Genomic DNA, 25,585 nt, shown 5'->3' with positions numbered 1-25,585 from the left:
TCACGCATCTTTTTCAGACCATCGAGAGGCGTGCGGCCCACACCGCGGGCAGATGGCACGCAGGAAGCCCGGACTAATAAGATGGCATTGAAATCCCCCGCGTTTCGTAGAAAATTTCCGTTGCTGGTAACCGGCAGTCTGCTGGCCATGCAACCCTTCGCCACCTCATTCGTGGTCGCCGCGGAACAGTATGACTGCTCAGTCTCTGCTTCGGGTGCCTGGGATTGCGCGCCGAAAGCCAGCGCAGCCCCTTTACCACCGCGCCCGGTGCATGACGGCAGTGCCGTCAGCTCGGCCAACGGCTCGCCGCAAGGCGAAGCTGCTGGTGCCGAAGCCGTGCCGCAGACCAAGCTGGTCACCGAATCCAAGGGCCGTGGCCTGCGTTCGCGCAGCGCTGACTACAGCCACCTGGACTGGGTCCCTCGGGAGAAACTCACTGCTGCGCAACTGGCCGAAACCGGTCCTTATTGCGCCGGTGCGTACGTCGAGCCGCTCCGTCCTGGCATGAACGACAAGACGGACAAGAGCGACGCACCGACCTTCATCGGTGCCAAGGCCTCTCGTTACGAGCAGGACACCCAGGTCGCCACCCTGGCCGGTGACGTGGTCATGCGTCAGGGCAGCATGCAGGTCGAGGCCGAAGAGGCCAGCCTGTACCAGGCCGAGAACCGTGGCGAGCTGAACGGCAATGTGCGCATGCGCGACAATGGCGCGCTGATCGTCGGCGACCATGCCCAGGTCCAACTGGACACCGGCGCCGCGCAGATCGACAACGCCGAGTACGTAATGCACAAGTCGCGCATCCGCGGTAACGCGCTGTACGCCAAGCGTGCCGAAAACGCGATCATCCGCCTCAAGGACGGTACCTACACCACCTGCGAGCCAGACAGCAATGCCTGGCAGCTGCGCGGTAACAACATCACGTTGAACCCGGCCACCGGCTTCGGTACGGCGACCAACGCGACGTTGCGGGTCAAGAACATCCCGATCCTGTACACCCCGTACATCTACTTCCCGATTGACGATCGTCGTCAGTCCGGCTTCCTGCCGCCGAGCTTCAGCTCGGGTGGGGAAAGTGGCTTCACGCTGGTGACACCTTACTACTTCAACCTGGCGCCGAATTACGATGCCACGTTGTACCCGCAATACATGACCAAGCGCGGCATGTTGATGGAAGGCGAATTCCGCTACCTCACCAAGTCCAGCGAAGGTCAGTTCGGCGGCGCGTACCTGAACGATGACAGCGACGAGCGGAAGAAGCAGAGCGACTACAACAAAACCCGCTATATGCTCAATTGGCAGCATAAGGGCGGGTTGGATTCGCGTGTATTGACTGAAGTCGACTACACCAAAATCAGCGATCCTTTCTACTTCCAGGACCTGAAGTCCAATCAGATTGGCGTTGAGTCCCGTGACTTCGTTAACCAACAAGGTGCTGTCAGCTATCGTGGGGACAACTACTCGGCCAAACTAAATCTGCAAGCTTATGAATTGGCGACAATTTCGCAGATCACTCCTTATGATCGACTGCCACAAATCACCTTTACCGGTGCGCTGCCTTATCATCCGGGTGGGCTGGACTTTAATTATGACTCTGAGGTTGTCCGGTTTGACCGAGATCTCAGGACTGGCTATATCACCAACAAAGACGGTGGGCCGTTCAATGCTGATGGCACTGTAGGTGAACGCCGCCTAGATACCTATGTAACAGGATTGACCCGTGCCAACGGTACGCGGTTGAATGCTGCACCAAGCGTATCGCTGCCGATGAACTGGACTTACGGTTTCATCACGCCGAAGCTCAAGTACGCCTACACCAAGTATGATCTTGACCTTGACAGCATCGGCAAAGGGCAAATGGTTGCCTCTGGCCAGAAGTTCAAGAGTTCTCAAGATCGCTCCCTCCCGATCGCCAGTGTCGATAGCGGCCTGTACTTCGACCGCGCCACCCAGTGGTTTGGCAAGAACTACAACCAGACTCTGGAGCCGCGCCTGTTCTATCTCTATGTTCCAGAGAAAGATCAGTCCGACATCCCAGTGTTTGACACCAGCGAAACCTCGTTCAGCTACGGCTCTCTGTTCCGCGACAACCGTTTTTCGGGCACCGACCGTATCGGCGACGAGAACAAACTGTCCCTGGGCGTGACCAGCCGCTGGATCGAAGAAAACGGCTTTGAGCGTCAGCGAGTTTCCGTCGGTCAGGCCCTGTATTTCAAGGACCGCGAAGTGCAACTGCCTGGCATCGTGGCCGCTGACCGCGAAGACGCACAGTCGGATGTCTCGCCAATCGCCCTCGACTACGAGTTCCGCTTCAACCGTGACTGGCGTGCCACTGCCGACTATAACTGGGACACTGAGAACCACAGCCCCCGCTCCGGCAGCGCGATGTTCCATTACCAGCCAGAAGACAACCCGAACAAGGTTATCAACGTTGGTTACCGCTATCGTAATGATCAGGTGGTCTACAACCAGCTGACCGGCAAATGGCAGTTTGGTGGCGACTACGGCACTGTAGGCCAAGAGAACTACGTGAAGGATTACTACAAAATCCAGCAACACGATTTCTCGATGATGTGGCCGATCATTCCACAGTGGAACCTGATCACCCGCTGGCAGTATGACTATGCACGCAACCGTACCCTGGAAGCCTTCGGTGGTTTCGAGTACGACAACTGCTGCTGGAAACTGCGTGTGATCAACCGTTATTGGGTTTCCAACGACGAATACACCCAGATCGCCCCGCTGAACGAAAAAGGCGACCACGGGCTCTTCCTCCAAATCGTCCTCAAAGGACTCGGCGGCCTGACTGGCGCCAAGGTAGAGAGCTTCCTCGACAAAGGCATCCAAGGTTATCGTGAACGTGAAGATCAAGCTTTCTGATTGTCTGCGCCCGCTGATGCTGGGCGCGCTGTTCCTGGGCACTGCAGCGGCACACGCTGCAGTGCAACCGCTGGACAAGGTGGTGGCCATCGTCGATAACGACGTGATCATGCAGAGCCAACTGGACCAACGGGTCAAGGAAGTTCAGCAAACCATCGCCAAGCGTGGTGGTGGCGTGCCGCCGACCAGCGTCCTGGACCAGCAGGTGCTGGAACGCCTGATCGTCGAAAACCTGCAATTGCAGATTGGCGACCGCTCCGGCATCCGCATCACCGACGAAGAACTGAACCAGGCCGTCGGCACCATCGCTCAACGCAACAACATGAGCATTGATCAGTTTCGTGCGGCCCTGGCCCGTGACGGTTTGTCCTATGAGGACGCCCGTGACCAGATCCGCCGCGAAATGATCATCAGCCGTGTGCGTCAGCGCCGTGTGGCCGAACGTGTGCAGGTATCGGAGCAGGAAGTGAAGAACTTCCTGGCCTCGGACCTGGGCAAGATGCAGCTCTCCGAAGAACTGCACCTGGCCAATATCCTGATCCCGACACCGGACAGCGCCAACGCCGAGCAACTCAATGCCGCAGCGGCCAAGACCCAGGCGATCTATGACCGTCTGAAGGCCGGTGCCGACTTTGCCCAGATGGCAATCGCCCAGTCCGGTAGCGACAACGCTCTCGAAGGCGGCGACATGGGCTGGCGTAAAGCTGCTCAATTGCCACCGCCGTTTGACCGTGAGCTGAGTGCCATGGAAGTAGGTGGCATCACCCAGCCTGCGCGCACCCCTGGCGGCTTCATCATTCTGAAGTTGCTGGAACGCCGAGGCGGTGAAACTTCGTTGAAAGACGAAGTGCATGTTCGCCATATCCTGGTCAAGCCAAGCGAAATCCGCACCGAGGCTCAAACCAAGGAACTGGCGCAAAAGATCTATGAGCGCATCGAAGGCGGTGAAGACTTCGCCACCCTGGCCAAAAGCTTCTCGGAAGATCCGGGTTCTGCCCTCAACGGCGGCGACCTGAACTGGATCGACCCACGAGCCCTGGTGCCCGAGTTCCAGCAAGTCATGAACGATACGCCCCAAGGCGTGCTGTCCAAGCCGTTCAAGACCCAATACGGTTGGCATGTCCTGGAAGTCCTTGGCCGCCGCGCCACCGACAACACCAGCCAGGCCCGTGAGCAGCAAGCACTGACCGTACTGCGTAACCGCAAATACGACGAAGAGCTGCAAACCTGGCTGCGTCAGATCCGTGACGAAGCCTACGTGGAAAACAAGCTTCCTGGCGCCGACACAACAGGCACCGACCAGGCAGTCCAGTGAAACCCCAGCGTTTCGCTTTGACACCCGGCGAGCCGGCCGGCATAGGTCCAGACCTGTGCCTGCTGCTCGCCGCGCAAGCCCAGCCTTACCCCCTGATTGCCATTACCAGCCGCGACCTGCTCCTTGAGCGGGCCGCGCAACTGGGCGTGGCTGTCGACTTGCTGCCCGTTTCGCCGGGCAACTGGCCCGACCAGCCGGCACCTGCCCACAGCCTGTACGTGTGGGACACCCCGCTGCAGGCCAAGGTAGTCGCCGGGCAACTGGACAAGGCCAACGCTGCCTTCGTCCTGGAGACTCTGACCCGGGCCGGACAAGGCTGCATCGAAGGCGACTTCGCCGGGATGATCACCGCGCCCGTGCACAAAGGCGTGATCAACGAAGCCGGCATCGCCTTTTCCGGGCATACCGAGTTTCTCGCAGAGCTGACCCACACCGAACAAGTGGTGATGATGCTGGCAACCCGCGGCCTGCGCGTGGCACTGGTGACCACTCACCTGCCCTTGCGCCAGATTGCCGATGCCATTACCCCCGAGCGCCTGGAGCGTGTAACGCGCATCCTGCACGCTGACCTGCAACAAAAATTCGGCATCGCCCAGCCGCGAATCCTGGTATGCGGCCTCAACCCCCACGCGGGTGAAGGCGGCCACCTGGGCCATGAAGAAATCGACATTATCGAACCGACACTAGAGCGCCTGCGCCAAGACGGCATGGACCTGCGCGGCCCATTGCCTGCGGACACTCTGTTTACCCCCAAATATCTGGAGCACTGCGATGCAGTGCTGGCGATGTACCATGACCAGGGGCTGCCCGTGCTGAAATACAAAGGTTTCGGCGCCGCAGTCAACGTGACGCTGGGCCTGCCGATCATCCGCACCTCCGTCGACCATGGCACCGCCCTGGACCTGGCGGGCAGCGGCAAGATCGATACCGGCAGCCTGCACGTGGCCCTGGAAACCGCCTATCAGATGGCCGAGACCCGTATATGACCGAGCATTACCAACACCGGGCGCGCAAGCGCTTCGGGCAAAACTTCCTGCACGATGCCGGCGTTATCGACCGCATCCTGCGCTCCATCCATGCCAAGCCCGAAGACCGCCTGCTGGAAATCGGCCCGGGCCAGGGCGCACTGACCCAGGGCCTGCTCAATAGCGGCGGCCAACTGGATGTGGTTGAGCTGGACAAGGACCTGATCCCGATCCTCAACCAGCAATTCGCTGGCATGCCCAACTTCAACCTGCACCAGGGCGACGCGCTGAAGTTTGACTTCACCAGCCTCAATGCCGCCCCCAACAGCCTGCGCGTGGTCGGCAACTTGCCGTACAACATCTCCACGCCACTGATCTTTCACCTGCTGAACAACGCAGGGATCATCCGCGACATGCATTTCATGTTGCAGAAGGAAGTGGTCGAGCGCTTGGCAGCCGGCCCTGGCGGCGGTGACTGGGGTCGCCTGTCGATCATGGTCCAGTACCACTGCCGGGTCGAGCACCTGTTCAATGTCGGGCCGGGCGCGTTCAATCCACCGCCGAAAGTCGATTCGGCGATTGTGCGTCTGGTGCCCCACGCGGTCCTTCCTCATCCGGCCAAGGATCATCGCCTGCTGGAGCGGGTAGTGCGTGAAGCGTTCAACCAGCGCCGCAAGACCCTACGCAATACACTCAAGGCATTGCTGAGCAACGCCGAGATCGAAGCCGCCGGTGTCGACGGCAGCCTGCGCCCGGAGCAGTTGGACCTGGCCGCGTTTGTACGTCTGGCGGACCAGCTAGCTATCCAGCCAGCGCCGACGGCGGAATAAGCCGCAGAGGCTTGCTGCAACGCGATCCACATGTGGGGGCTGGCTTGCCCGCGATATCGGTGTGTCAGCCAAGGATGTAGCGACTGACCCACCGCCATCGCAGGCAAGCCAGCTCCCACACTTGTTTTTGCTGGCCCCACTCCCAGCGCCAGCCGCAGTTCCAATGTGTGCGGGCTTGCCAGCTCCCACATTTGCGCCGCGCGACACTGGTAGCGCTTCGTCATCTGCCAGGACGGCATCGTTTACCAAGCCAGACACATCTCTGGCCTAGTGCCCTCCTCATGGCCTAGACTGATCCGCATCTGCTGTCCTCCGCTTTTGCTCTTAAGGCCTCTTGCATGTCCGATCCTCGCTATCAGATCGACGTCAGCGTCGTCACCCGCTTCCTGGCGGAACAATCGCAACCTGAACAGAACCGCTTTGCCTTTGCCTACACCGTCACGGTGAAGAACAACGGCCAGGTGGCCGCCAAGCTGCTGTCGCGCCATTGGGTCATCACCGACGGCGACGGCCATGTCGAGGAAGTGCGCGGTGCGGGTGTTATCGGCCAACAGCCACTGATCGACAGCGGCGCCAGCCACACCTACAGCAGCGGCACCGTAATGACCTCCAAGGTCGGCACGATGCAAGGCAGCTATCAGATGCTTGCCGAAGACGGCAAACACTTCGACGCCATCATCGCCCCCTTCCGCCTGGCGGTACCGGGAGCCCTGCACTGATGGCAACCTATGCTGTCGGCGACCTGCAAGGCTGCCTGGAGCCGCTCAAATGCCTGCTTGACCGTGTAGCCTTCGACCCAGCCCAAGATCGTCTGTGGCTGGTGGGCGATCTGGTCAACCGTGGCCCGCAATCCCTGGAAACCCTGCGCTTTCTTTATGGCATGCGCGACGCCCTGGTGTGCGTACTGGGCAACCATGACCTGCACCTGCTGGCGGTCGGCAATAACATCGAGCGCCTGAAAAAGGGCGATACCCTGCGCGAAATCCTCGAAGCTCCGGATCGCGCCGAGTTGCTGGACTGGCTGCGCCGGCAAAAGCTCGTGCACTACGACGAGGGCCGCAATACCGCCCTGGTGCATGCGGGCATACCACCGCAGTGGAGCCTGAAAAAAGCCCTTAAATGTGCTGCCGAGGTTGAAACCGCCCTGGCCGATGACACGCTGTTCGCCACCTACCTGGACGGCATGTACGGCAATGAGCCAGTGAAGTGGGATAACGATCTGACCGGCGTTGCCCGCCTACGGGTCATTACCAACTACTTCACGCGCATGCGCTTTTGCACCGCCGAAGGCAAACTCGACCTCAAGAGCAAGGAAGGCGCCGAAACCGCCCTGCCCGGCTACAAGCCCTGGTTTACCCACAAGGAGCGCAAGACCCGCGAAACGAAGATCATCTTCGGTCACTGGGCCGCCCTTGAAGGTCACTGCGACGAGCCCGGGGTATTTGCCCTCGACACAGGGTGTGTCTGGGGCGGAGCCATGACCCTGATGAACATCGACACCGGCGAGCGCCTGAGCTGCCAGTGTGAATCCCCCCTTCCCGTTACATTGCCGGCTGCCGCCAAGCGCTAGACGCCGCTTGCCGCCCGCCCAAGGAGCCCGCCATGAGCGAATTCAAACGTATCCCTCCCGAACAAGCCCAGGCCCTGCGTGAGCAAGGCGCCGTGGTGGTGGATATCCGTGATCCACAGACTTACGCCCTGAACCACATCAAGGGCGCACAGCACCTGGACAACCACAACATTGCCGATTTCATCCGCGCCGCCGACCTCGACGCGCCAGTGATCGTGGCCTGCTATCACGGCAATTCCAGCCAGAGCGCGGCGGCCTATCTGGTCAGCCAGGGGTTCTCCGATGTCTACAGCCTGGACGGCGGCTTTGAGCTGTGGCGTACGACGTATCCTGCGGAAACTGCCACAGGCAATTCGCAATAATTTTTTTCAAACCCCGCTACCCCGCGTGACGCTTGGGCTCGCGCCGTTTCTGAGAAACGGCGCACCCAAACTAATTAGGCATCTCGCCTTGACCTCCCGGATTCCCAACTATCATTAAGCGCAGGCCATCCAAAACAGGGGAGAGCCGGTACACCGGCGTGCGGGTCATCGGTAGCGTTTCAGGGTGTTCTGGGGGGAAATGGCCACGGCAAACGCCACTGGCTGCCAGCATCGACTGATTGATCCGGCGTCGGCTCCACGTATCGAGCGAGGTGACGACGTCATGAGTATTTTTAGCCACTTCCAACAACGCTTCGAGTCCACCCAGCAGGAAGAACTCACGCTGCAGGAGTATCTTGAGCTGTGCAAAAAGGACCGCAGCACCTATGCGTCTGCCGCCGAGCGCCTGCTACTGGCGATTGGCGAACCGGAGCTGGTAGACACCTCCAACAACTCGCGGCTGTCGCGAATATTCTCCAACAAGGTGATCCGCCGCTACCCGGCCTTTGAAGACTTCCATGGCATGGAAGAATGCATCGACCAGATCGTCTCCTACTTCCGCCATGCCGCCCAGGGCCTGGAAGAGAAGAAACAGATTCTCTACCTGCTCGGCCCCGTGGGCGGCGGTAAATCTTCCCTGGCCGAAAAGCTCAAGCAACTGATCGAAAAGGTGCCCTTCTACGCGATCAAGGGCTCTCCGGTGTTCGAATCGCCCCTGGGCCTGTTCAACGCCACAGAAGATGGCGCGATTCTCGAAGAAGACTTCGGCATCCCACGGCGCTATCTCAACACCATCATGTCGCCCTGGGCCACCAAGCGCCTGGCCGAGTTCGGCGGCGATATCAGCCAGTTCCGGGTGGTGAAGCTCTATCCGTCGATTCTCAACCAGATCGGCGTCGCCAAGACCGAACCGGGGGATGAAAACAACCAGGATATTTCTGCGCTGGTGGGCAAGGTGGATATCCGCAAGCTGGAGGAATTCCCGCAGAACGACGCCGATGCCTACAGCTACTCGGGCGCACTGTGCCGGGCCAACCAGGGCCTGATGGAGTTCGTGGAGATGTTCAAGGCGCCGATCAAGGTGCTGCACCCACTGCTCACCGCCACCCAGGAAGGCAACTACAACAGTACCGAAGGCCTCGGGGCGATTCCGTTCACTGGCATCCTGCTGGCCCACTCCAACGAATCGGAGTGGCACACCTTCCGCAACAACAAGAACAACGAAGCCTTCATCGACCGGATCTATATCGTCAAGGTGCCGTACTGCCTGCGGGTCAGCGATGAAATCAAGATCTACGACAAATTGCTGTTCAACAGTTCCCTGGCCAAGGCCCATTGCGCGCCAGACACCCTGAAGATGCTCGCCCAGTTCACGGTGCTGTCGCGTCTCAAGGAGCCGGAAAACTCGAATATCTACTCGAAAATGCGCGTCTACGACGGGGAGAACCTCAAGGACACCGATCCCAAGGCCAAGTCGATCCAGGAGTACCGCGACACGGCGGGCGTCGATGAGGGCATGAATGGCCTGTCGACCCGCTTCGCCTTCAAGATCCTGTCCAAGGTCTTCAACTTCGACCCCCATGAGATCGCCGCCAACCCGGTACACCTGCTTTATGTACTGGAGCAGCAGATCGAACAGGAGCAGTTCCAGGCTGAAACCCGCGAGCGTTACCTGCGCTTCCTCAAGGAGTACCTGGCGCCGCGCTATATCGAGTTCATCGGCAAGGAGATCCAGACCGCCTACCTGGAGTCCTACAGCGAATACGGCCAGAACATCTTCGACCGCTATGTGCTGTACGCCGACTTCTGGATTCAGGATCAGGAATACCGCGACCCCGAAACCGGCGAGATCCTCAACCGCGTAGCCCTCAACGAAGAGCTGGAGAAGATCGAAAAACCGGCCGGCATCAGCAATCCGAAGGATTTCCGCAACGAAATCGTCAACTTCGTACTGCGCGCCCGGGCCAACAACAACGGCAAGAACCCGACCTGGCTCAGCTACGAGAAGCTGCGGGTGGTCATCGAGAAAAAAATGTTCTCCAACACCGAGGATCTGCTGCCGGTCATCAGCTTCAACGCCAAGGCCAGCAAGGAGGACCAGCAAAAACACAACGACTTCGTCACGCGAATGGTCGAGCGCGGCTACACCGACAAACAGGTACGGCTGCTCTCCGAGTGGTACCTGCGGGTGCGCAAATCGCAGTAAGGCAGCGACAGGCGTGCGCTGCCGGGCCCCTGGCCTGGCAGTTGACCGCTTGTCTCTAAGCTTCCAGCTCGCGGCTTGAAGCTTGTAACGTGAAGCTGCCCGGAGGGCTCCCTATGAGCTATGTGATCGACCGACGCCTCAATGGCAAGAACAAGAGCACGGTAAACCGCCAGCGGTTCCTGCGGCGTTACCGTGACCACATCAAAAAGGCCGTCGAAGAGGCGGTGAGTCGCCGTTCCATTACCGATATGGAGCACGGCGAGCAGATCAGCATTCCCGGCCGGGACATCGACGAACCGGTGCTGCATCACGGCCGCGGCGGCAAACAGACCGTGGTTCATCCGGGAAACAAGGAATTTACCACTGGCGAGCATATCCAGCGCCCTCAGGGCGGTGGCGGCGGCAAAGGCCCAGGCAAGGCCGGCAACTCCGGCGAAGGCATGGATGAGTTCGTGTTCCAGATTACCCAGGAGGAATTCCTCGAATTCATGTTCGAGGACCTGGAGCTGCCCAACCTGGTCAAGCGCAACCTGACCGGCACTGACACCTTCAAGACCGTGCGCGCCGGTATCAGCAACGAGGGCAACCCCTCGCGCATCAATATCATCCGCACCCTGCGTTCGGCCCACGCACGGCGTATCGCCCTGTCTGGCAGCAGCCGCGCCAAACTGAGGGAAGCCAAGGAAGAGTTGGCGCGCTTGAAGCGCGAAGAGCCGGACAACTTCGGCGATATCCAGGAAATCGAAGCAGAAATCGAGAAACTCAGCGCGCGCATCCACCGCGTGCCGTTCCTCGACACCTTCGACTTGAAATACAACCTGCTGGTCAAGCAACCCAACCCCAGCTCCAAGGCCGTGATGTTCTGCCTGATGGACGTTTCCGGCTCCATGACCCAGGCGACCAAGGACATCGCCAAGCGCTTCTTTATTCTGCTGTACCTGTTTCTCAAGCGTAACTACGACAAGATCGACGTGGTGTTTATCCGCCATCACACCAGCGCCCGCGAGGTCGACGAGGAAGAGTTTTTCTATTCGCGGGAGACCGGCGGCACCATCGTGTCCAGTGCGCTGAAACTGATGCAGGAAATCATGGCTGAGCGCTACCCAGCCAACGAATGGAACATCTACGCGGCCCAGGCTTCCGACGGCGACAACTGGAACGACGACTCGCCCATCTGCCGCGACATCCTGATCAACCAGATCATGCCGTTCGTGCAGTACTACACTTATGTGGAGATTACCCCCCGCGAGCACCAGGCCCTGTGGTTTGAATACGAGCGCATCGGTGAAGCCTTCGCCGATACCTTCGCCCAGCAACAACTGGTCTCGGCCGGCGATATCTATCCGGTCTTCCGTGAACTCTTCCAGCGCAGGTTAGTGACATGACCGCCAAAGAGCATAAGCGCCAACCCATTTCCACGGGGTCCGAATGGACCTTCGAACTGATCCAGGCCTATGACCGGGAAATCAGCCGCATTGCGGCCGGTTATGCCCTGGATACCTATCCCAACCAGATCGAAGTGATCACCGCCGAACAGATGATGGACGCGTATGCCTCGGTGGGCATGCCCCTGGGCTATCACCATTGGTCCTACGGCAAGCACTTCCTCAGCACCGAGAAGTCCTACAGCCGCGGCCAGATGGGCCTGGCCTACGAAATCGTGATCAACTCCGACCCGTGCATCGCCTACCTGATGGAAGAAAACACCATCTGCATGCAGGCACTGGTGGTGGCCCATGCGTGCTACGGCCACAACAGTTTCTTCAAGGGCAACTATCTGTTCCGCACCTGGACCGACGCCAGTTCGATCATTGATTACCTGGTGTTCGCCAAGCAGTACATCATGCAATGCGAGGAGCGCCACGGGATCGACGCCGTGGAAGACCTGCTCGACTCCTGCCATGCCTTGATGAACTACGGGGTAGACCGCTACAAACGCCCTTACCCCATTTCCGCCGAAGAGGAACGGCTGCGGCAGAAGGACCGTGAAGAGCATCTGCAAAAGCAGATCAACGACTTGTGGCGCACCATCCCCAAGCGCGCCGACAAGAACAGCGACAAAGACAATGCACGCTTCCCCAGCGAACCCCAGGAAAACATCCTGTACTTCCTGGAAAAGCACGCCCCGTTGCTGGAGCCGTGGCAACGGGAGATCGTGCGGATCGTGCGCAAGATCGCCCAGTATTTCTACCCCCAGCGCCAGACCCAGGTGATGAACGAAGGCTGGGCTACGTTCTGGCATTACACCCTGATAAACGACCTCTACGACGAAGGGCTGGTGACCGACGGTTTCATGATGGAGTTCCTCACCTCCCATACCAGCGTGGTCTTCCAGCCAGGCTTCGACAGCCCCTACTACAGCGGCATCAACCCTTATGCCCTGGGCTTTGCCATGTACCGGGATATCCGGCGCATGTGCGAACACCCGACCGAGGAAGATCGCCGCTGGTTCCCGGAGATCGCCGGCAGCGACTGGTTATCGACCCTCAAGTTCGCCATGAGCAGCTTCAAGGATGAGAGCTTTATCCTGCAGTACCTGTCGCCCCAGGTGATTCGTGATCTCAAGCTGTTCAGCATTATGGATGACGACCTCAAGGACGACCTGCTGGTACCTGCCATTCACGACGAAGCCGGTTACCGCACCATCCGCGAGACCCTGGCGGCCCAGTACAACCTGGGCAACCGCGAGCCCAACGTGCAGATCTACAGCATCGATATGCGCGGCGACCGCTCCCTGACCCTGCGCCACCAGCAGCACGACCGCAAACCCCTGGGCGAATCCACGGATGAAGTGCTCAAGCACCTGCACCGGCTATGGGGTTTTGATATCCATCTGGAGACGCTGCAAGGCGACCAGATCATGAAAACCCACCATGTTCCGCCGCGCAACGAACACAACGACAACGACTACGGCCGCCTGGACCTGGCCGTGGTTCACCTTTGATGCAGCAATGCCTCCATTGGCCTGGCACAGGCGTTATCCTGTAGGGCTAATGGAGGCTTTTTCATGCAAATCTACAAAGTCGGCGGAGCGGTACGTGATCGCTTGCTGGGCATTCCCGTTACCGATGTCGATCGGGTCGTCGTAGGCGCCACCACCGAAGAAATGCTCGCCCTGGGCTATCGGCCTGTAGGCGCTGATTTTCCGGTGTTCCTGGACCCGAAAAACAACGAGGAGTACGCCCTCGCCCGTACCGAGCGCAAGAGCGGCCGGGGGTATGGCGGATTTGTGTTTCATGCCAGCCCTGAAGTCACCCTCGAACAAGACTTGATCCGTCGCGACCTGACCATCAACGCCATGGCTGAAGACGACGACGGCAACCTGACCGATCCCTATCATGGCCAACGCGATCTGCAAGCCCGAGTGTTGCGCCACGTTTCCCCGGCGTTCGCCGAAGATCCCTTACGTGTATTGCGGGTGGCACGGTTTGCCGCACGTTATGCCAGCCTCGGTTTCACTGTCGCCCCCGAAACCCTGGAACTGATGCGCCAACTCAGTGACTCTGGCGAACTGGATGCCCTGACCCCGGAGCGCAGCTGGAAGGAAATTTCCCGGGCGCTGATGGAAGATCAACCCCAGGTGTTTATCCAGGTGCTGCGCGACTGCCACGCCCTGAAAACCTTGCTGCCGGAAGTGGACGCGCTATTCGGTGTCCCCCAACCCGAAGCCCACCATCCGGAAATTGATACCGGCATCCATACCCTGAGCGTGCTGGAACAGGCAGCCCTCCACGCCCACCCCTTGACTGTGCGCTGGGCTTGCCTGCTGCATGATCTGGGCAAGGGCCTGACCCCTGTGGATAAGTTGCCCCGGCATATTGCTCACGAGCAGCGGGGCCTGAAGCTGATCAGAGCGGTCAACGAACGCTTCAAAGTACCGAAGGATTGCCAGGAACTGGCACTTTTGGTTGGCGAGTATCACACCCACGGCCATCGCGCCCTGGAGCTGAAAGCCTCGACCCTGCTGGAGTTGCTGCAGAGTTTTGACGTGTTCCGCCGACCACAGCGTTTTGAAGAGTTTGTTGTCGCCTGCGAAATGGACGCACGGGGCCGCAAGGGCCTTGAGCAGCGAAGTTATCCACAGGCGGATTATTTACGCGGTGCTGCGCGGGTAGCACGGGGGGTGGCGGTGGCGCCATTGCTGGAGAAAGGCTTCAAGGGCCCGGAACTGGGTGAGGCTCTCAAGCGTGAGCGGCTCAAGGCCCTGAAAGCCTACAAAGAACACCATTCACTGCAGGAGCGGGGGGACGCCTAGTGCTTGCCCGCGCCTACAGAAGAGCGTCCGGGGTCAGTTGCCGGTCGCGCCATTTGAAGGCAACCGGGGCCAGCACCTGCTCAATCTGTGCATCCCGCCACAGCACGGCAAATGTCCTGCCCACTTCAGGATGCACACGCTCCGGCGCCATCAACGACAGCGGCCACAGCACAAAGGCGTTCTTCAGGATCTCTGCGCGCGGCAACACCAGCCCGTCGAAATTTCCCGTCAGGTCGCCATACAGCAGCACATCAATATCCAGGGGCAAGCCCTTGCGATCCGGCGCGTAACGGCCATTGTCAGCCTCGATGACCTTCAACCGGCGGTCCAACTCCAGCAACGACAGATCGGTATACGCCGACACCACCAGGTTGAAAAACGGCCCACTCTTGATCCCCACCGGCTGGCTTTCGAACACGGCGGAACAACGCATATCGGTCAAAAAGCCATCTAACGCCTCAAGCCCCGCCTGCAAATGGGGCTCGCGCTCGATATTACTGCCAAGACCAAGGTAAACCTGAGTTAGCGACATCCGCGCTCGATCTCCACGCCCACGCCCTTGGCGGCCGGGACGGCACCGGGCTTGGTCAACTTGAGGTGCAGCCAGGGGATCTGGAACTCCTCCATCAAGACTTGCGCCAGGCGCTCGGCGAACGTTTCCACCAGTTGGAACTGCGCCTGCTCGGCAAACGCCTGGATGCGTGTGCAAACACTGGCGTAATCGAGGGCCAGGGTCAGGTCATCACCGGCTGCGGCGGGGCGATTGTCCCAGGCGAAACTCAGGTCCAGGCGCAGGCACTGACGGATACCGCGCTCCCAGTCGTAGGCCCCGATTACGGTGTCAACTTCCAGGCCTTCGATAAACACTCTGTCCAAGCACTCTTCTCCACAGCACGACAAGGGCGCAATGCCCCGTTAGAATCAAGGCGTCCTCGCCCGGAATAGTTAGCATGTCTTGGTTACTGGCGACCCTCGCCTACCTGCTCGGCTCGCTGTCCTTTGCCATCTTGCTCAGCCGCCTGACGGGAAATCCCGACCCGCGAATGAGTGGCTCAGGCAATGCCGGCGCCACCAATATGTTGCGCCTGGCCGGCAAGAAGCTCGCCGTACTCACGCTGCTTGGCGACGTGTGCAAAGGCCTTTTGCCCGTACTGATCGCCGATCTCGCCGGCCTCTCCCTGCAACAACAAGCCTGGATCGGTGTATGCGCCGTTCTCGGCCATCTGTTCCCGCTGTACTTTCGCTTTCGCGGTGGCAAGGGCGTCGCGACGGCGGCCGGCATGCTGCTGGGGATCTACCCACCGGCAGCCCTGCTAGCGGTGGCCGCCTGGCTGCTGACGTTCTACCTGACCCGCACCAGCTCCCTTGCCGCATTGATCGCCACGCCCCTGACCCTGCCATTGCTGGCCTGGCAGGAGCCGGCGGCCCTGCTGCCGATGAGCGTACTCACCCTGCTGATTGTATGGCGCCATCGCGGCAATTTACGCGACCTGTTTGCCGGGCGCGAACGGCATTTTTAAATACGCCGGCTGAACCCGCCTCATGTTCGTCGATCACAACGGCGGCAATTGCTCCATCGGCCAACGCGCCTGCACGCTGATGGCCAGGCTTTCATGCTGGCCAGCCTGCAATCGCTGGCAACCGGCGAAGGCGATCATCGCGCCGTTGTCGGTGCAGAACTCGGGGCGAGCGTAAAACACCTCGCCCTTGAGGTCGCCGAGCATTTTTTCCAATGACAGACGCAAGGCCTTGTTGGCGCTGACGCCGCCTGCAATGACCAGGCGCTTCATGCCGGCCTGTTTCAAGGCACGCTTGCACTTGATGGTCAAAGTCTCCACCACCGCCTGCTGGAACGCCAGAGAGATGTCGCAACGGGCTTGCTCGCTGTCGTCCCCGGCGCTGACGCTTTGCTGCCAGGTGTTCAAGGCAAAGGTTTTCAAGCCACTGAAGCTGAACATCAGGCCAGGGCGATCACACATCGGGCGCGGGAAGGTATAGCGCCCGGCCACGCCTTTTTCCGCCAGACGCGCGATTTCCGGACCACCGGGATAATTGAGGTTCATCATCTTGGCGGTCTTGTCGAAAGCCTCGCCGGCAGCATCGTCCAGGGTCTCCCCCAGCAGCGTGTACTGGCCGATTGCATCGACCTGAACCAGCTGCGTATGGCCACCGGAAACCAACAAAGCGACGAACGGGAACCCAGGCGGGTTTTCTTCCAGCATCGGCGCCAGTAAATGGCCTTCCATATGGTGCACGCCGAGGGCTGGAATACCCCAGGCAAACGCCAGCGCCTGGGCGCAGGAGGCCCCAACCAGCAGGGCCCCGACCAATCCCGGGCCGGCGGTATAGGCGATGGCATCAATCTCGGTGGCGACGCAACCGGCCTCGTCCAACACCTGACGAATCAGTGGCAGCATGCGTTTGACGTGATCCCGGCTGGCAAGCTCGGGCACCACGCCGCCGTAGGCCCGGTGCAGGTCGATCTGACTGAACAGCGCATCGGCCAAAAGCCCGCGTTCACTGTCGTAAAGCGCGACGCCGGTCTCGTCGCAGGAGGTTTCTAAGCCCAGTACTAACATGGGTTTGCGCCTTGTAGAGGCTGAATTCGAAGGCGCGCATAATAGTCGCCACTTCCCCTCCCGACTAGCGGTTTTCGATCAGAGGCTTTGCATTCCGGGCAATGAGGGGTTAACATCCGCAACCCTTAAAAACCGACGACCTCAGCCGCGAATTTTTTGCGACGAGAACGTTGATTCCCGGTAATGAAAGAAGGTAGCTCTGGATGCCAGCCGTCAAAGTAAAAGAGAACGAACCCTTCGACGTAGCTCTGCGTCGTTTCAAGCGCTCCTGCGAAAAAGCCGGTGTTCTGGCTGAAGTTCGTAGCCGCGAATTTTATGAGAAGCCAACTTCTGAGCGTAAGCGCAAAGCAGCAGCCGCTGTTAAGCGTCACGCCAAGAAAGTTCAGCGCGAGCAGCGCCGCGCCGTTCGTCTGTACTAATACACAGACGTTCGTAGCAAGCTTCTGCCAAGCCCGGCCCTCAGCCGGGCTGTTGGCATTTGCGGATATCGCTTGATGCTTCACCGTCGACGCCGCACATGCGACCGAGACAAAGCTTCACACGTCAGGACTGGCTCTTTTGCCAGCGGTGCGCGTCTCTTCTGACGAGCCTATCAAGGCTACTGACGAGCACACTTATTTTCCAAGCAGGCGATCAATAGGTCGACTGTGCCCCATGATGAGCTCCCGAGGCCGCACTGGCCGCGACCGGACTCCAGGGCAACACTTTCAAACACGTCGAAGACTGATTGGAACTACCGTCAGTGAACACTCGACAGATACACTTCCTGACAGCCCAAACAGACATTTGATGATCAAGCCGCCAACATGCGCGCCTTGAGTGCGTCACGGGCTCTCATTTACACGCAGTGATGACGAGAACGCCATGGCCGGGCTAATTCCCCAGAGCTTTATTGACGACCTTCTGAACCGCACCGACATCGTCGATGTTGTCAGCTCACGCGTGCAAATGAAAAAGGCCGGCAAGAACTACACGGCCTGCTGCCCATTCCACAAAGAAAAGACCCCATCGTTCAGCGTCAGCCCCGACAAGCAGTTCTACTACTGCTTCGGCTGCGGCGCGGGCGGCAATGCCCTCGGCTTTATCATGGACCACGACAACCTGGATTTCCCCCAGGCCGTCGAGGAACTGGCCAAAGCCGCCGGCATGGAAATCCCCCGCGAAGAAAGTGGCCGGCCGCACAAACCACGCCAGCCCACCGACTCGCCGCTGTACCCGCTGCTCACCGCCGCCGCCGAGTTCTACCGCCAGGCCCTGAAAAGCCATCCGCAGCGCAAGGCCGCCGTGGACTACCTCAAGGGCCGCGGCCTGACCGGGGAAATTGCCCGCGACTTCGGCCTGGGCTTCGCCCCGCCGGGCTGGGACAACCTGTATAAGCACCTGAGCAGCGACACCCTGCAGCAAAAAGCCATGATCGACGCCGGCCTCCTGGTGGAAAACGCCGAGACCGGCAAACGCTATGACCGTTTCCGCGACCGGGTGATGTTCCCGATCCGCGACAGCCGTGGCCGTATCATCGCCTTCGGCGGCCGAGTACTGGGTGACGACAAACCCAAATACCTGAACTCCCCGGAAACCCCGGTTTTTCACAAGGGCCAGGAACTCTACGGCCTGTTTGAAGCGCGCAAAAACAACCGCAACCTCGATGAAATCATCGTGGTTGAAGGCTATATGGACGTGATCGCCCTGGCCCAGCAAGGCCTGCGCAATGCCGTCGCGACCCTCGGCACCGCCACCAGCGAAGAGCACATGAAGCGCCTGTTTCGTGTGGTGCCCAGCGTATTGTTCTGTTTCGACGGCGACCAGGCCGGGCGCAATGCGGCCTGGCGTGCCCTCGAGGCCACCCTGTCGAGCCTGCAGGATGGCCGCCGCGCACGCTTCCTGTTCCTGCCCGAAGGCGAAGACCCGGACACCCTGGTGCGCTCCGAAGGCACCGACGCGTTTCGCGCGCGCATCCACCAGCACGCACAGCCGCTGGCCGATTATTTTTTCCAGCAATTGACCGAAGAAGCCGATCCGCGCTCCCTCGAAGGCAAGGCCCACATGGCCACCCTCGCAGCACCGCTGATCGACAAGGTGCCCGGCGCCAACCTCAAGGCCCTGATGCGCCAGCGCCTGCTGGAAATCACCGGCCTGAGCGGCGAAGCGGTCAGCCAGCTGGTGCACAGCGCGCCCCAGGACGCGCCACCGGCCTATGACCCGGGCTTCGACTACGATGCCATGCCGGACTACGCTGACTTCCACCAGCCCCAAGAAGCCTTTGTGCCTCAACAGGACTGGACGCCGAAGAAACCCGGCGCCGGCGGCAAGAAATGGGACAAGAAGCCCTGGAGTAAAAACGGCAAGCGCGGCGATCGCGACGAGGCCTACGCCCCGCGCACGCCGGTGGCCGTGGAGGCGCCGACGCTGATTGCCCTGCGCACCCTGATCCACCATCCGCAACTGGCGGGAAAAGTGGAAAGCGCCGAACATTTTGCCAACGAAAGCAACACCTATGCCCAGGTGCTAATTGCCCTGATCGAGGCCGTACAGAAAAATCCTAAGCTAAACTCTATTCAGCTTATGGCTCGCTGGCACGGCACGGAACAAGGCCGCTTGTTGAAGGCTCTCGCGGAAAAGGAGTGGCTAATTGACGGCGATAACCTTGAACAACAGTTTTTAGACACCATTACTAGGTTATCCGCGGGCCAGCACACGCAGACCCTCGATGAACTCATCAAGAGAGCAAGGCAGCCGGGATTGTCGGCTGAAGAGCAAATTCAGATAGCAAAACAGATGCGCGACCTCTTAAAACAGAATGTTTCCGCATCAAACCCGACCTCAGCTGGCGTGTGAGGTCATAGCTCGGGTATAATCCTCGGCTTGTTTTTTGCCCGCCAAGACCTTCAGTGGATAGGGTGTTATGTCCGGAAAAGCGCAACAGCAGTCTCGTATCAAAGATTTGATCCTCCTGGGTCGTGAGCAGAAGTATCTGACTTACGCAGAGGTCAATGACCACCTGCCTGAGGATATTTCAGATCCTGAGCAGGTGGAAGACATCATCCGCATGATTAACGACATGGGGATCCCCGTACACGAGAGTGCTCCGGATGCGGACGCCCTTATGTTGGCCGACTCTGATACCGACGAAGCAGCCGCTGAAGAAGCAGCCGCCGCGTTGGCAGCAGTGGAGACCGACATCGGTCGCACGACTGACCCTGTGCGCATGTATATGCGCGAAATGGGTACGGTAGAGCTCCTGACACGGGAAGGCGAAATCGAAATCGCCAAACGTATCGAGGAAGGCATCCGTGAAGTGATGGGCGCAATTGCGCACTTCCCAGGCACGGTTGACCATATTCTGTCCGAGTACACTCGTGTGACCACCGAGGGTGGCCGCCTGTCCGACGTCCTGAGCGGTTATATCGACCCGGACGACGGCATTACTCCGCCGGCTGCAGAAATACCGCCGCCTGTCGACCCGAAAGCCGTGAAAGCGGACGACGAAACCGACGACGACGAAGCTGAAGCCAGCACCGACGACGACGAAGAAGTCGAAAGCGGTCCGGATCCCATCATCGCAGCCCAGCGCTTTGGCGCGGTCTCCGATCAGATGGAACTGGCGCGCAAGGCCCTGAAGAAGCATGGTCGTGGCAGCAAGCAGGCAACCGCCGAACTGCTGGCCCTGGCTGAGCTGTTCATGCCGATCAAACTGGTACCGAAGCAATTCGAAGGCCTGGTTGAGCGGGTTCGTAGCGCCCTTGAGCGTCTGCGTGCACAAGAGCGTGCGATCATGCAGCTCTGTGTCCGTGATGCGCGCATGCCGCGTGCCGACTTCCTGCGCCAGTTCCCGGGCAATGAAGTTGACGAAAGCTGGACCGACGCACTGGCCAAGGGCAAAAGCAAATACGCTGAAGCCATTGGTCGCTTCCAGGCCGACATCGTTCGTTGCCAGCAGAAGCTGACTGCACTGCAGACCGAAACCGGTCTGACGATTGCCGAGATCAAGGACATCAACCGTCGCATGTCGATCGGCGAGGCCAAGGCCCGCCGCGCGAAGAAAGAGATGGTTGAAGCGAACTTGCGTCTGGTGATCTCCATCGCCAAGAAGTACACCAACCGTGGCCTGCAATTCCTCGACCTGATCCAGGAAGGCAACATCGGCTTGATGAAGGCTGTGGACAAGTTCGAATACCGTCGCGGCTACAAGTTCTCGACTTATGCCACCTGGTGGATCCGTCAGGCGATCACTCGCTCGATCGCCGACCAGGCCCGCACCATCCGTATTCCGGTGCACATGATCGAGACCATCAACAAGCTCAACCGTATTTCCCGGCAGATGTTGCAGGAAATGGGTCGTGAACCGACCCCGGAAGAGCTGGGCGAACGCATGGAAATGCCTGAGGATAAAATCCGCAAGGTATTGAAGATCGCTAAAGAGCCGATCTCCATGGAAACCCCGATCGGTGATGACGAAGACTCCCATCTGGGTGACTTCATCGAAGACTCGACCATGCAGTCGCCAATCGATGTCGCCACCGTTGAGAGCCTTAAAGAAGCGACGCGCGATGTACTGTCCGGCCTCACTGCCCGTGAAGCCAAGGTACTGCGCATGCGTTTCGGCATCGACATGAATACCGACCACACCCTTGAGGAAGTCGGTAAGCAGTTTGACGTGACCCGCGAGCGGATCCGTCAGATCGAAGCCAAGGCGCTGCGCAAGTTGCGCCACCCGACGAGAAGCGAGCATTTGCGCTCCTTCCTCGACGAGTGATCACAAAACCCCCAGGCCCAGGCCTGGGGGTTTTGCTTTGTGCAGATTAAATCCTCCCCGCATCACCCCCCCTCGCAATGCCCGTCTACACTCGAAATATTCCCCGTGCCATAACGAGACCGTTATGCCCAGACTGCCGGCCGTGCTACTGCTGTCGCTGCTGACCTGGACCGCGACGGCTGGCGCGTTGACTCTCACAGATGAAGAGCAGGGCTGGTTGGCGGACCACCCAGAATTGCGCCTGGGCGTTGATGCCTCGTGGCCGCCGTTTGAATATCGCGATGAAGAAGGTCGCTATCAGGGCCTGGCCGCTGACTATGTGCGGCTGCTCCAGGAACGCCTGGGCATCAAGATCAAGCTTATAGAGCCGGCCAACTGGAGCGCATTGCTGGAGCAGGCGCGGAACAACCAGCTCGACCTGTTGCCGGGCATCATGTCCACCCCGGAGCGCCAGGGCTTCCTCGCATTTTCCCGGCCTTACCTCGACTTCCCCATCGTCATTCTCGCCCATGAAGGCGGTGCCCAGCCCCGCTCCCTCAAGGACCTGTATGGCCTGAAGATCGCCGTGGTGGAGAACTATGCCCCCCACGAATTGCTGCGCACCCACCATCCCGACCTGAACCTGGTGGCGATGCCCAATGTCAGCTCGACGTTGCAGGCCCTGGCCACCGATGAGGTGGACGCCGTCGTCGGCGACCTCGCCTCCAGCGTCTGGAGCCTGCGCCAGCTCAAGCTCGACGGCTTGTATGTCAGTGGCGAAACGCCCTATCGCTACCAACTGGCAATGGGCGTGCCTCGAGAGAACAAACTGCTGATTGGCATTCTGGATAAAGTGCTCGCCGACCTCAGCCCCAGCGAAATTAACGAGATCCAGGAGCACTGGGTCGGCAATGTCATTGATCACCGGGCCTTCTGGGCCGACTTGCTGCTCTACGGCCTGCCTGCCGTGCTGCTGTTGAGTACCGTGCTGGCCATCGTCATTCGGATCAACCGCCGGCTCAGTTCGGAAATTTCCCGCCGGGTAGCCCTGGAGCAAAAACTGCGCAGCAGCGAATACCATTACCGTGGGCTGGTAGAGAGCCTCTCCGCCATAGCCTGGGAAGCTGACATCAACGATTTCACCTACAGCTACGTGTCACCCCACGCCGAAGAACTACTGGGCTATCCACGGGCTCACTGGCTGATCCCCGGCTTCTGGCGCAACATCATTCACCCCGCCGACCTGACCCGCGCCGACAGCTTCTGCAAGCAGGAAACCCGCGCCAACCGCGACCACAGCATTGATTACCGGGTGATCACCGCTGACGGCCGCTGCCTGTGGGTCAGGGACATTGTCAGCCTGATCAAGTATGGGCATGAGCCGGTTCTGCGTGGTCTGATGATTGATATCAGCGAGGCCAAGCGCACCGAGGAAGCGTTGCGGCTCTCGCAGGAGAAGTTCGCCTCGGTGTTCCAGCAGTGCCCGGACATCCTGGTAATCGCCCGCCTGTCCGATGGCTGTCTGCTGGAGGTCAACAAGGCATTCGAGGACCAGATTGGCCTGAGCGCCGCAGACGTCATTGGCAAGACCGCTACCGAGCTGAACATCTGGGGTATCCAGGGTGTGGGGCCCAACCTGCTCAAGCGCGTGCAGAGCACCAGTATCCGTAACCTGGAGATGCCGTTCCTGCGCAGCAACGGCCAGGCGTTTACCGGGCTGATTTCTGCCGAACCCTTCCAGCTCGATACCACCGCAGCCTTGGTGGTGGTGGTGCGGGATATCACCCAACTGAAGGAAACCCAGCAACTGCTGCAGACTACCGAAGAGAAGTTCGCCAAGGCCTTCCACGCCTCGCCGGACGGCTTGTTACTGACTCGCCAGAGTGATGGCCTGCTGCTGGAAGTCAATGAAGGCTTTAGCCGTATCACCGGGTTCAACAGTGCGATGTCCCTGGACCAATCGACCCTGGACCTGGGCATCTGGGTGGACTTGAACGAACGCAAGCACATGCTCGAGCTGCTGCAGCGCGACGGCCTGGTGCGTGATTTCGTCTGCCATATCCGACGCAGTGACGGGCAGATTCGCTTGTGCGAGGTGTCCAGCCGCCCACTGCCCATCGGGGATGACGATTGCATGCTGACCATCGCCCGCGACATTACCGAACGCCAGTTGATGCAGGAAAAACTGCAACAGGCCGCAACAGTTTTCGAAAGTACCGCCGAAGGCGTATTGATCACCGATACCCGGCAGAACATCAGCGCCGTCAACCGTGCCTTCAGCGAAATCACTGGCTACAGCGAAGCCGAAGCCCTGGGCCACACCCCACGCCTGCTGGCTTCCGGCCTGCACGACAGCGCGTTCTACGCGGCGATGTGGCATCAATTGACCGCCAACGGCCACTGGCAAGGCGAGATCTCCAACCGGCGCAAGAACGGCGAGTTGTATCCCAGTTGGCTGACCATCAGCGCCGTGCGCAATCGCGACCAGTCGATCACCCACTTCGTGGCGGTATTTGCCGATATCTCCAGCCTCAAGCACGCCCAGGCGCGGCTTGACTACCAGGCGCACCACGACCCGCTCACCGGCCTGCCCAACCGCACTCTGTTTGAGAATCGCCTGCAGGCCGCCCTCAATAACCAACAGGAAACCGGCAGCCAGGGCGCGGTGCTGTTTCTCGACCTCGACCGCTTCAAACACATCAACGACAGCCTCGGCCACCCGATTGGCGACCTGCTGCTCAAGGACATTGCCGTGCGCCTCAAGGAGCAGTTGCGCGATATCGACACCGTGGCCCGCTTGGGCGGTGACGAATTCATCATCCTGCTGCCCGGCCTGCAACAAGCCAGCGACGCCCAGCACCTGGCCAATAAACTGCTGGCCTGCTTCACCCTGCCCTTCCAGGCAGGCGAGCACGAGTTCTTTATCAGCGCCAGCATCGGCACCAGCTTCTATCCCCAAGACGGCATCGACGTTGCCACCCTGGTCAAAAACGCCGATGCCGCCATGTACCGCTCCAAAGCCAAGGGCCGCAATCGGGTCGAACGCTACACCCAGGACCTCACCGCCCAGGCCAACGAGCGCGTCGCCCTCGAACACGAACTGCGGCGCGCCTTAGAGCGCGAAGAACTGTTTCTGTATTACCAACCCAAGCTGAGCCTGGAGACCCAACAACTGATCGGCGCCGAAGCCCTGATCCGCTGGCGCCACCCGACCTTCGGCGACGTGCCTCCCGAACACTTCATCGCCCTGGCCGAAGAAAACGGCATGATCCTGCAAATCGGCGACTGGGTCCTGGAACAGGCTTGCCGACAACTGCACCAGTGGCGCAAGTCCTATGACTACTTTGGCCCACTCTCCGTCAACCTCGCCGGTGCCCAACTGCGCCATCCCAACCTGCTGGGGCGCATCGAGCAACTGCTCCGGGACAACCACCTGGAGCCCGGTTGCCTGCAACTGGAAATCACCGAAAACTTCATCATGAGCCAGGCCGAAGAAGCCCTGGAAGTGCTGCATAAACTCAAGCGCCTGGGCGTACAGCTGGCCATCGACGACTTCGGCACCGGCTATTCATCCTTAAGCTACCTCAAGCGCCTGCCCCTGGACTTCCTGAAAATCGACCAGTCCTTCGTCCGCGGCCTGCCGGATGACCCCCACGACGCCGCCATCGTGCGCGCCATCATCGCCCTGGGTCACAGCATGCAATTCACCATCATCGCCGAAGGCGTAGAAACCCTCGCCCAACAGGCCTTCCTCACTGACGAAGGCTGCGAACAAATGCAAGGCTACATCGTCAGCCTGCCCCTGCCCCCCGACATATTCGCCGCGACCTTCCTTCACATGACCCATTCGGATTTTTCGGATAGCACAGTGGAGAAACCATCGTTATAATC

General features: G+C 59.8%; 19 protein-coding genes. 16 read left to right on the top strand and 3 right to left on the bottom strand.

Features of this window, described 5'->3' with window-relative positions:
- Positions 1-81: 81 nt before the first annotated feature.
- The 11 genes from HBR93_RS09025 to HBR93_RS08975 all read left to right on the top strand — a co-directional run bounded on the left by HBR93_RS09025 (position 82) and on the right by HBR93_RS08975 (position 14,383).
- The gene (locus HBR93_RS09025; protein WP_169960150.1) at positions 82-2,880 is read left to right on the top strand and encodes an LPS-assembly protein LptD; all 2,799 of its coding nucleotides are present in this window, start codon (positions 82-84) and stop codon (positions 2,878-2,880) included.
- Positions 2,861-4,195, top strand: coding sequence for a peptidylprolyl isomerase (locus HBR93_RS09020; protein WP_169960149.1), 1,335 nt, complete (start codon positions 2,861-2,863; stop codon positions 4,193-4,195). The genes HBR93_RS09025 and HBR93_RS09020 overlap by 20 nt, the downstream gene beginning before the upstream one ends.
- A complete protein-coding gene (gene pdxA / locus HBR93_RS09015; protein ID WP_169960148.1) occupies positions 4,192-5,181 on the top strand; it encodes a 4-hydroxythreonine-4-phosphate dehydrogenase PdxA in 990 nt (329 codons plus the stop codon). The genes HBR93_RS09020 and pdxA overlap by 4 nt, the downstream gene beginning before the upstream one ends.
- A complete protein-coding gene (gene rsmA / locus HBR93_RS09010; protein ID WP_057440316.1) occupies positions 5,178-5,990 on the top strand; it encodes a 16S rRNA (adenine(1518)-N(6)/adenine(1519)-N(6))-dimethyltransferase RsmA in 813 nt (270 codons plus the stop codon). Before pdxA ends, rsmA begins: the two co-directional genes overlap by 4 nt.
- Positions 5,991-6,328: 338 nt before the next feature.
- Positions 6,329-6,709: a Co2+/Mg2+ efflux protein ApaG gene (apaG, locus tag HBR93_RS09005; protein WP_057960789.1), complete on the top strand. Its 381-nt coding sequence runs from the start codon at positions 6,329-6,331 to the stop codon at positions 6,707-6,709.
- On the top strand, positions 6,709-7,560 hold the full coding sequence (locus HBR93_RS09000; protein ID WP_057440314.1) for a symmetrical bis(5'-nucleosyl)-tetraphosphatase: 852 nt from the start codon (positions 6,709-6,711) through the stop codon (positions 7,558-7,560). Before apaG ends, HBR93_RS09000 begins: the two co-directional genes overlap by 1 nt.
- A 32-nt stretch (positions 7,561-7,592) precedes the next feature.
- Positions 7,593-7,922, top strand: a complete 330-nt coding sequence (gene glpE, locus HBR93_RS08995) for a thiosulfate sulfurtransferase GlpE (protein ID WP_057440313.1) — start codon at positions 7,593-7,595, stop codon at positions 7,920-7,922.
- A gap of 283 nt (positions 7,923-8,205) precedes the next feature.
- On the top strand, positions 8,206-10,128 hold the full coding sequence (locus tag HBR93_RS08990; protein ID WP_017739508.1) for a PrkA family serine protein kinase: 1,923 nt from the start codon (positions 8,206-8,208) through the stop codon (positions 10,126-10,128).
- 113 nt (positions 10,129-10,241) lie between these two features.
- On the top strand, positions 10,242-11,513 hold the full coding sequence (locus tag HBR93_RS08985; protein WP_057444302.1) for a YeaH/YhbH family protein: 1,272 nt from the start codon (positions 10,242-10,244) through the stop codon (positions 11,511-11,513).
- A complete protein-coding gene (locus tag HBR93_RS08980) occupies positions 11,510-13,072 on the top strand; it encodes a SpoVR family protein (RefSeq protein ID WP_057960791.1) in 1,563 nt (520 codons plus the stop codon). Before HBR93_RS08985 ends, HBR93_RS08980 begins: the two co-directional genes overlap by 4 nt.
- Before the next feature lie 63 nt (positions 13,073-13,135).
- Positions 13,136-14,383 (top strand): multifunctional CCA addition/repair protein, encoded by a 1,248-nt coding sequence (locus HBR93_RS08975; RefSeq protein WP_169960147.1) that lies wholly within the window; start codon positions 13,136-13,138, stop codon positions 14,381-14,383.
- A 13-nt stretch (positions 14,384-14,396) separates the two neighbouring features.
- Here the strand turns inward: HBR93_RS08975 and folK are convergent, their stop codons facing one another.
- Positions 14,397-14,915, bottom strand: a complete 519-nt coding sequence (gene folK / locus HBR93_RS08970; RefSeq protein ID WP_169960146.1) for a 2-amino-4-hydroxy-6-hydroxymethyldihydropteridine diphosphokinase — start codon at positions 14,913-14,915, stop codon at positions 14,397-14,399.
- Positions 14,906-15,259 carry a dihydroneopterin aldolase gene (folB, locus tag HBR93_RS08965; protein WP_057440310.1) on the bottom strand — a complete coding sequence of 118 codons (354 nt, stop codon included), beginning with the start codon at positions 15,257-15,259 and terminating at the stop codon, positions 14,906-14,908. Before folB ends, folK begins: the two co-directional genes overlap by 10 nt.
- A 74-nt stretch (positions 15,260-15,333) precedes the next feature.
- Here folB and plsY point away from each other — a divergent pair, with 74 nt between their 5' ends.
- Positions 15,334-15,903, top strand: coding sequence for a glycerol-3-phosphate 1-O-acyltransferase PlsY (gene plsY / locus HBR93_RS08960; RefSeq protein WP_057440309.1), 570 nt, complete (start codon positions 15,334-15,336; stop codon positions 15,901-15,903).
- Positions 15,904-15,936: 33 nt separating this feature from the next.
- Here the strand turns inward: plsY and tsaD are convergent, their stop codons facing one another.
- Complete coding sequence (tsaD, locus tag HBR93_RS08955; RefSeq protein WP_057960795.1) at positions 15,937-16,962, bottom strand: tRNA (adenosine(37)-N6)-threonylcarbamoyltransferase complex transferase subunit TsaD; 1,026 nt, start codon at positions 16,960-16,962, stop codon at positions 15,937-15,939.
- A gap of 203 nt (positions 16,963-17,165) precedes the next feature.
- Between tsaD and rpsU the strand changes: the two genes are divergently transcribed.
- The 4 genes from rpsU (at position 17,166) to HBR93_RS08935 (ending at position 25,583) form a co-directional block, all read left to right on the top strand.
- A complete protein-coding gene (rpsU, locus tag HBR93_RS08950; RefSeq protein WP_002551877.1) occupies positions 17,166-17,381 on the top strand; it encodes a 30S ribosomal protein S21 in 216 nt (71 codons plus the stop codon).
- Between the two features lie 445 nt (positions 17,382-17,826).
- Positions 17,827-19,797: a DNA primase gene (dnaG, locus tag HBR93_RS08945; RefSeq protein WP_115129134.1), complete on the top strand. Its 1,971-nt coding sequence runs from the start codon at positions 17,827-17,829 to the stop codon at positions 19,795-19,797.
- Between the two features lie 67 nt (positions 19,798-19,864).
- Complete coding sequence (gene rpoD, locus HBR93_RS08940; RefSeq protein ID WP_057444304.1) at positions 19,865-21,715, top strand: RNA polymerase sigma factor RpoD; 1,851 nt, start codon at positions 19,865-19,867, stop codon at positions 21,713-21,715.
- Positions 21,716-21,839: 124 nt separating this feature from the next.
- Positions 21,840-25,583 carry a bifunctional diguanylate cyclase/phosphodiesterase gene (locus tag HBR93_RS08935; protein WP_169960145.1) on the top strand — a complete coding sequence of 1,248 codons (3,744 nt, stop codon included), beginning with the start codon at positions 21,840-21,842 and terminating at the stop codon, positions 25,581-25,583.
- The last annotated feature ends 2 nt before the right edge of the window (positions 25,584-25,585 follow it).

It is taken from the genome of Pseudomonas sp. WS 5411, from assembly GCF_012985595.1.
GTDB classification, from domain to species: Bacteria; Pseudomonadota; Gammaproteobacteria; order Pseudomonadales; family Pseudomonadaceae; genus Aquipseudomonas; species Aquipseudomonas shahriarae.
Note: the sequence above shows the minus strand (reverse complement) of the source record. Positions and strands in the feature narration are given on the sequence as shown.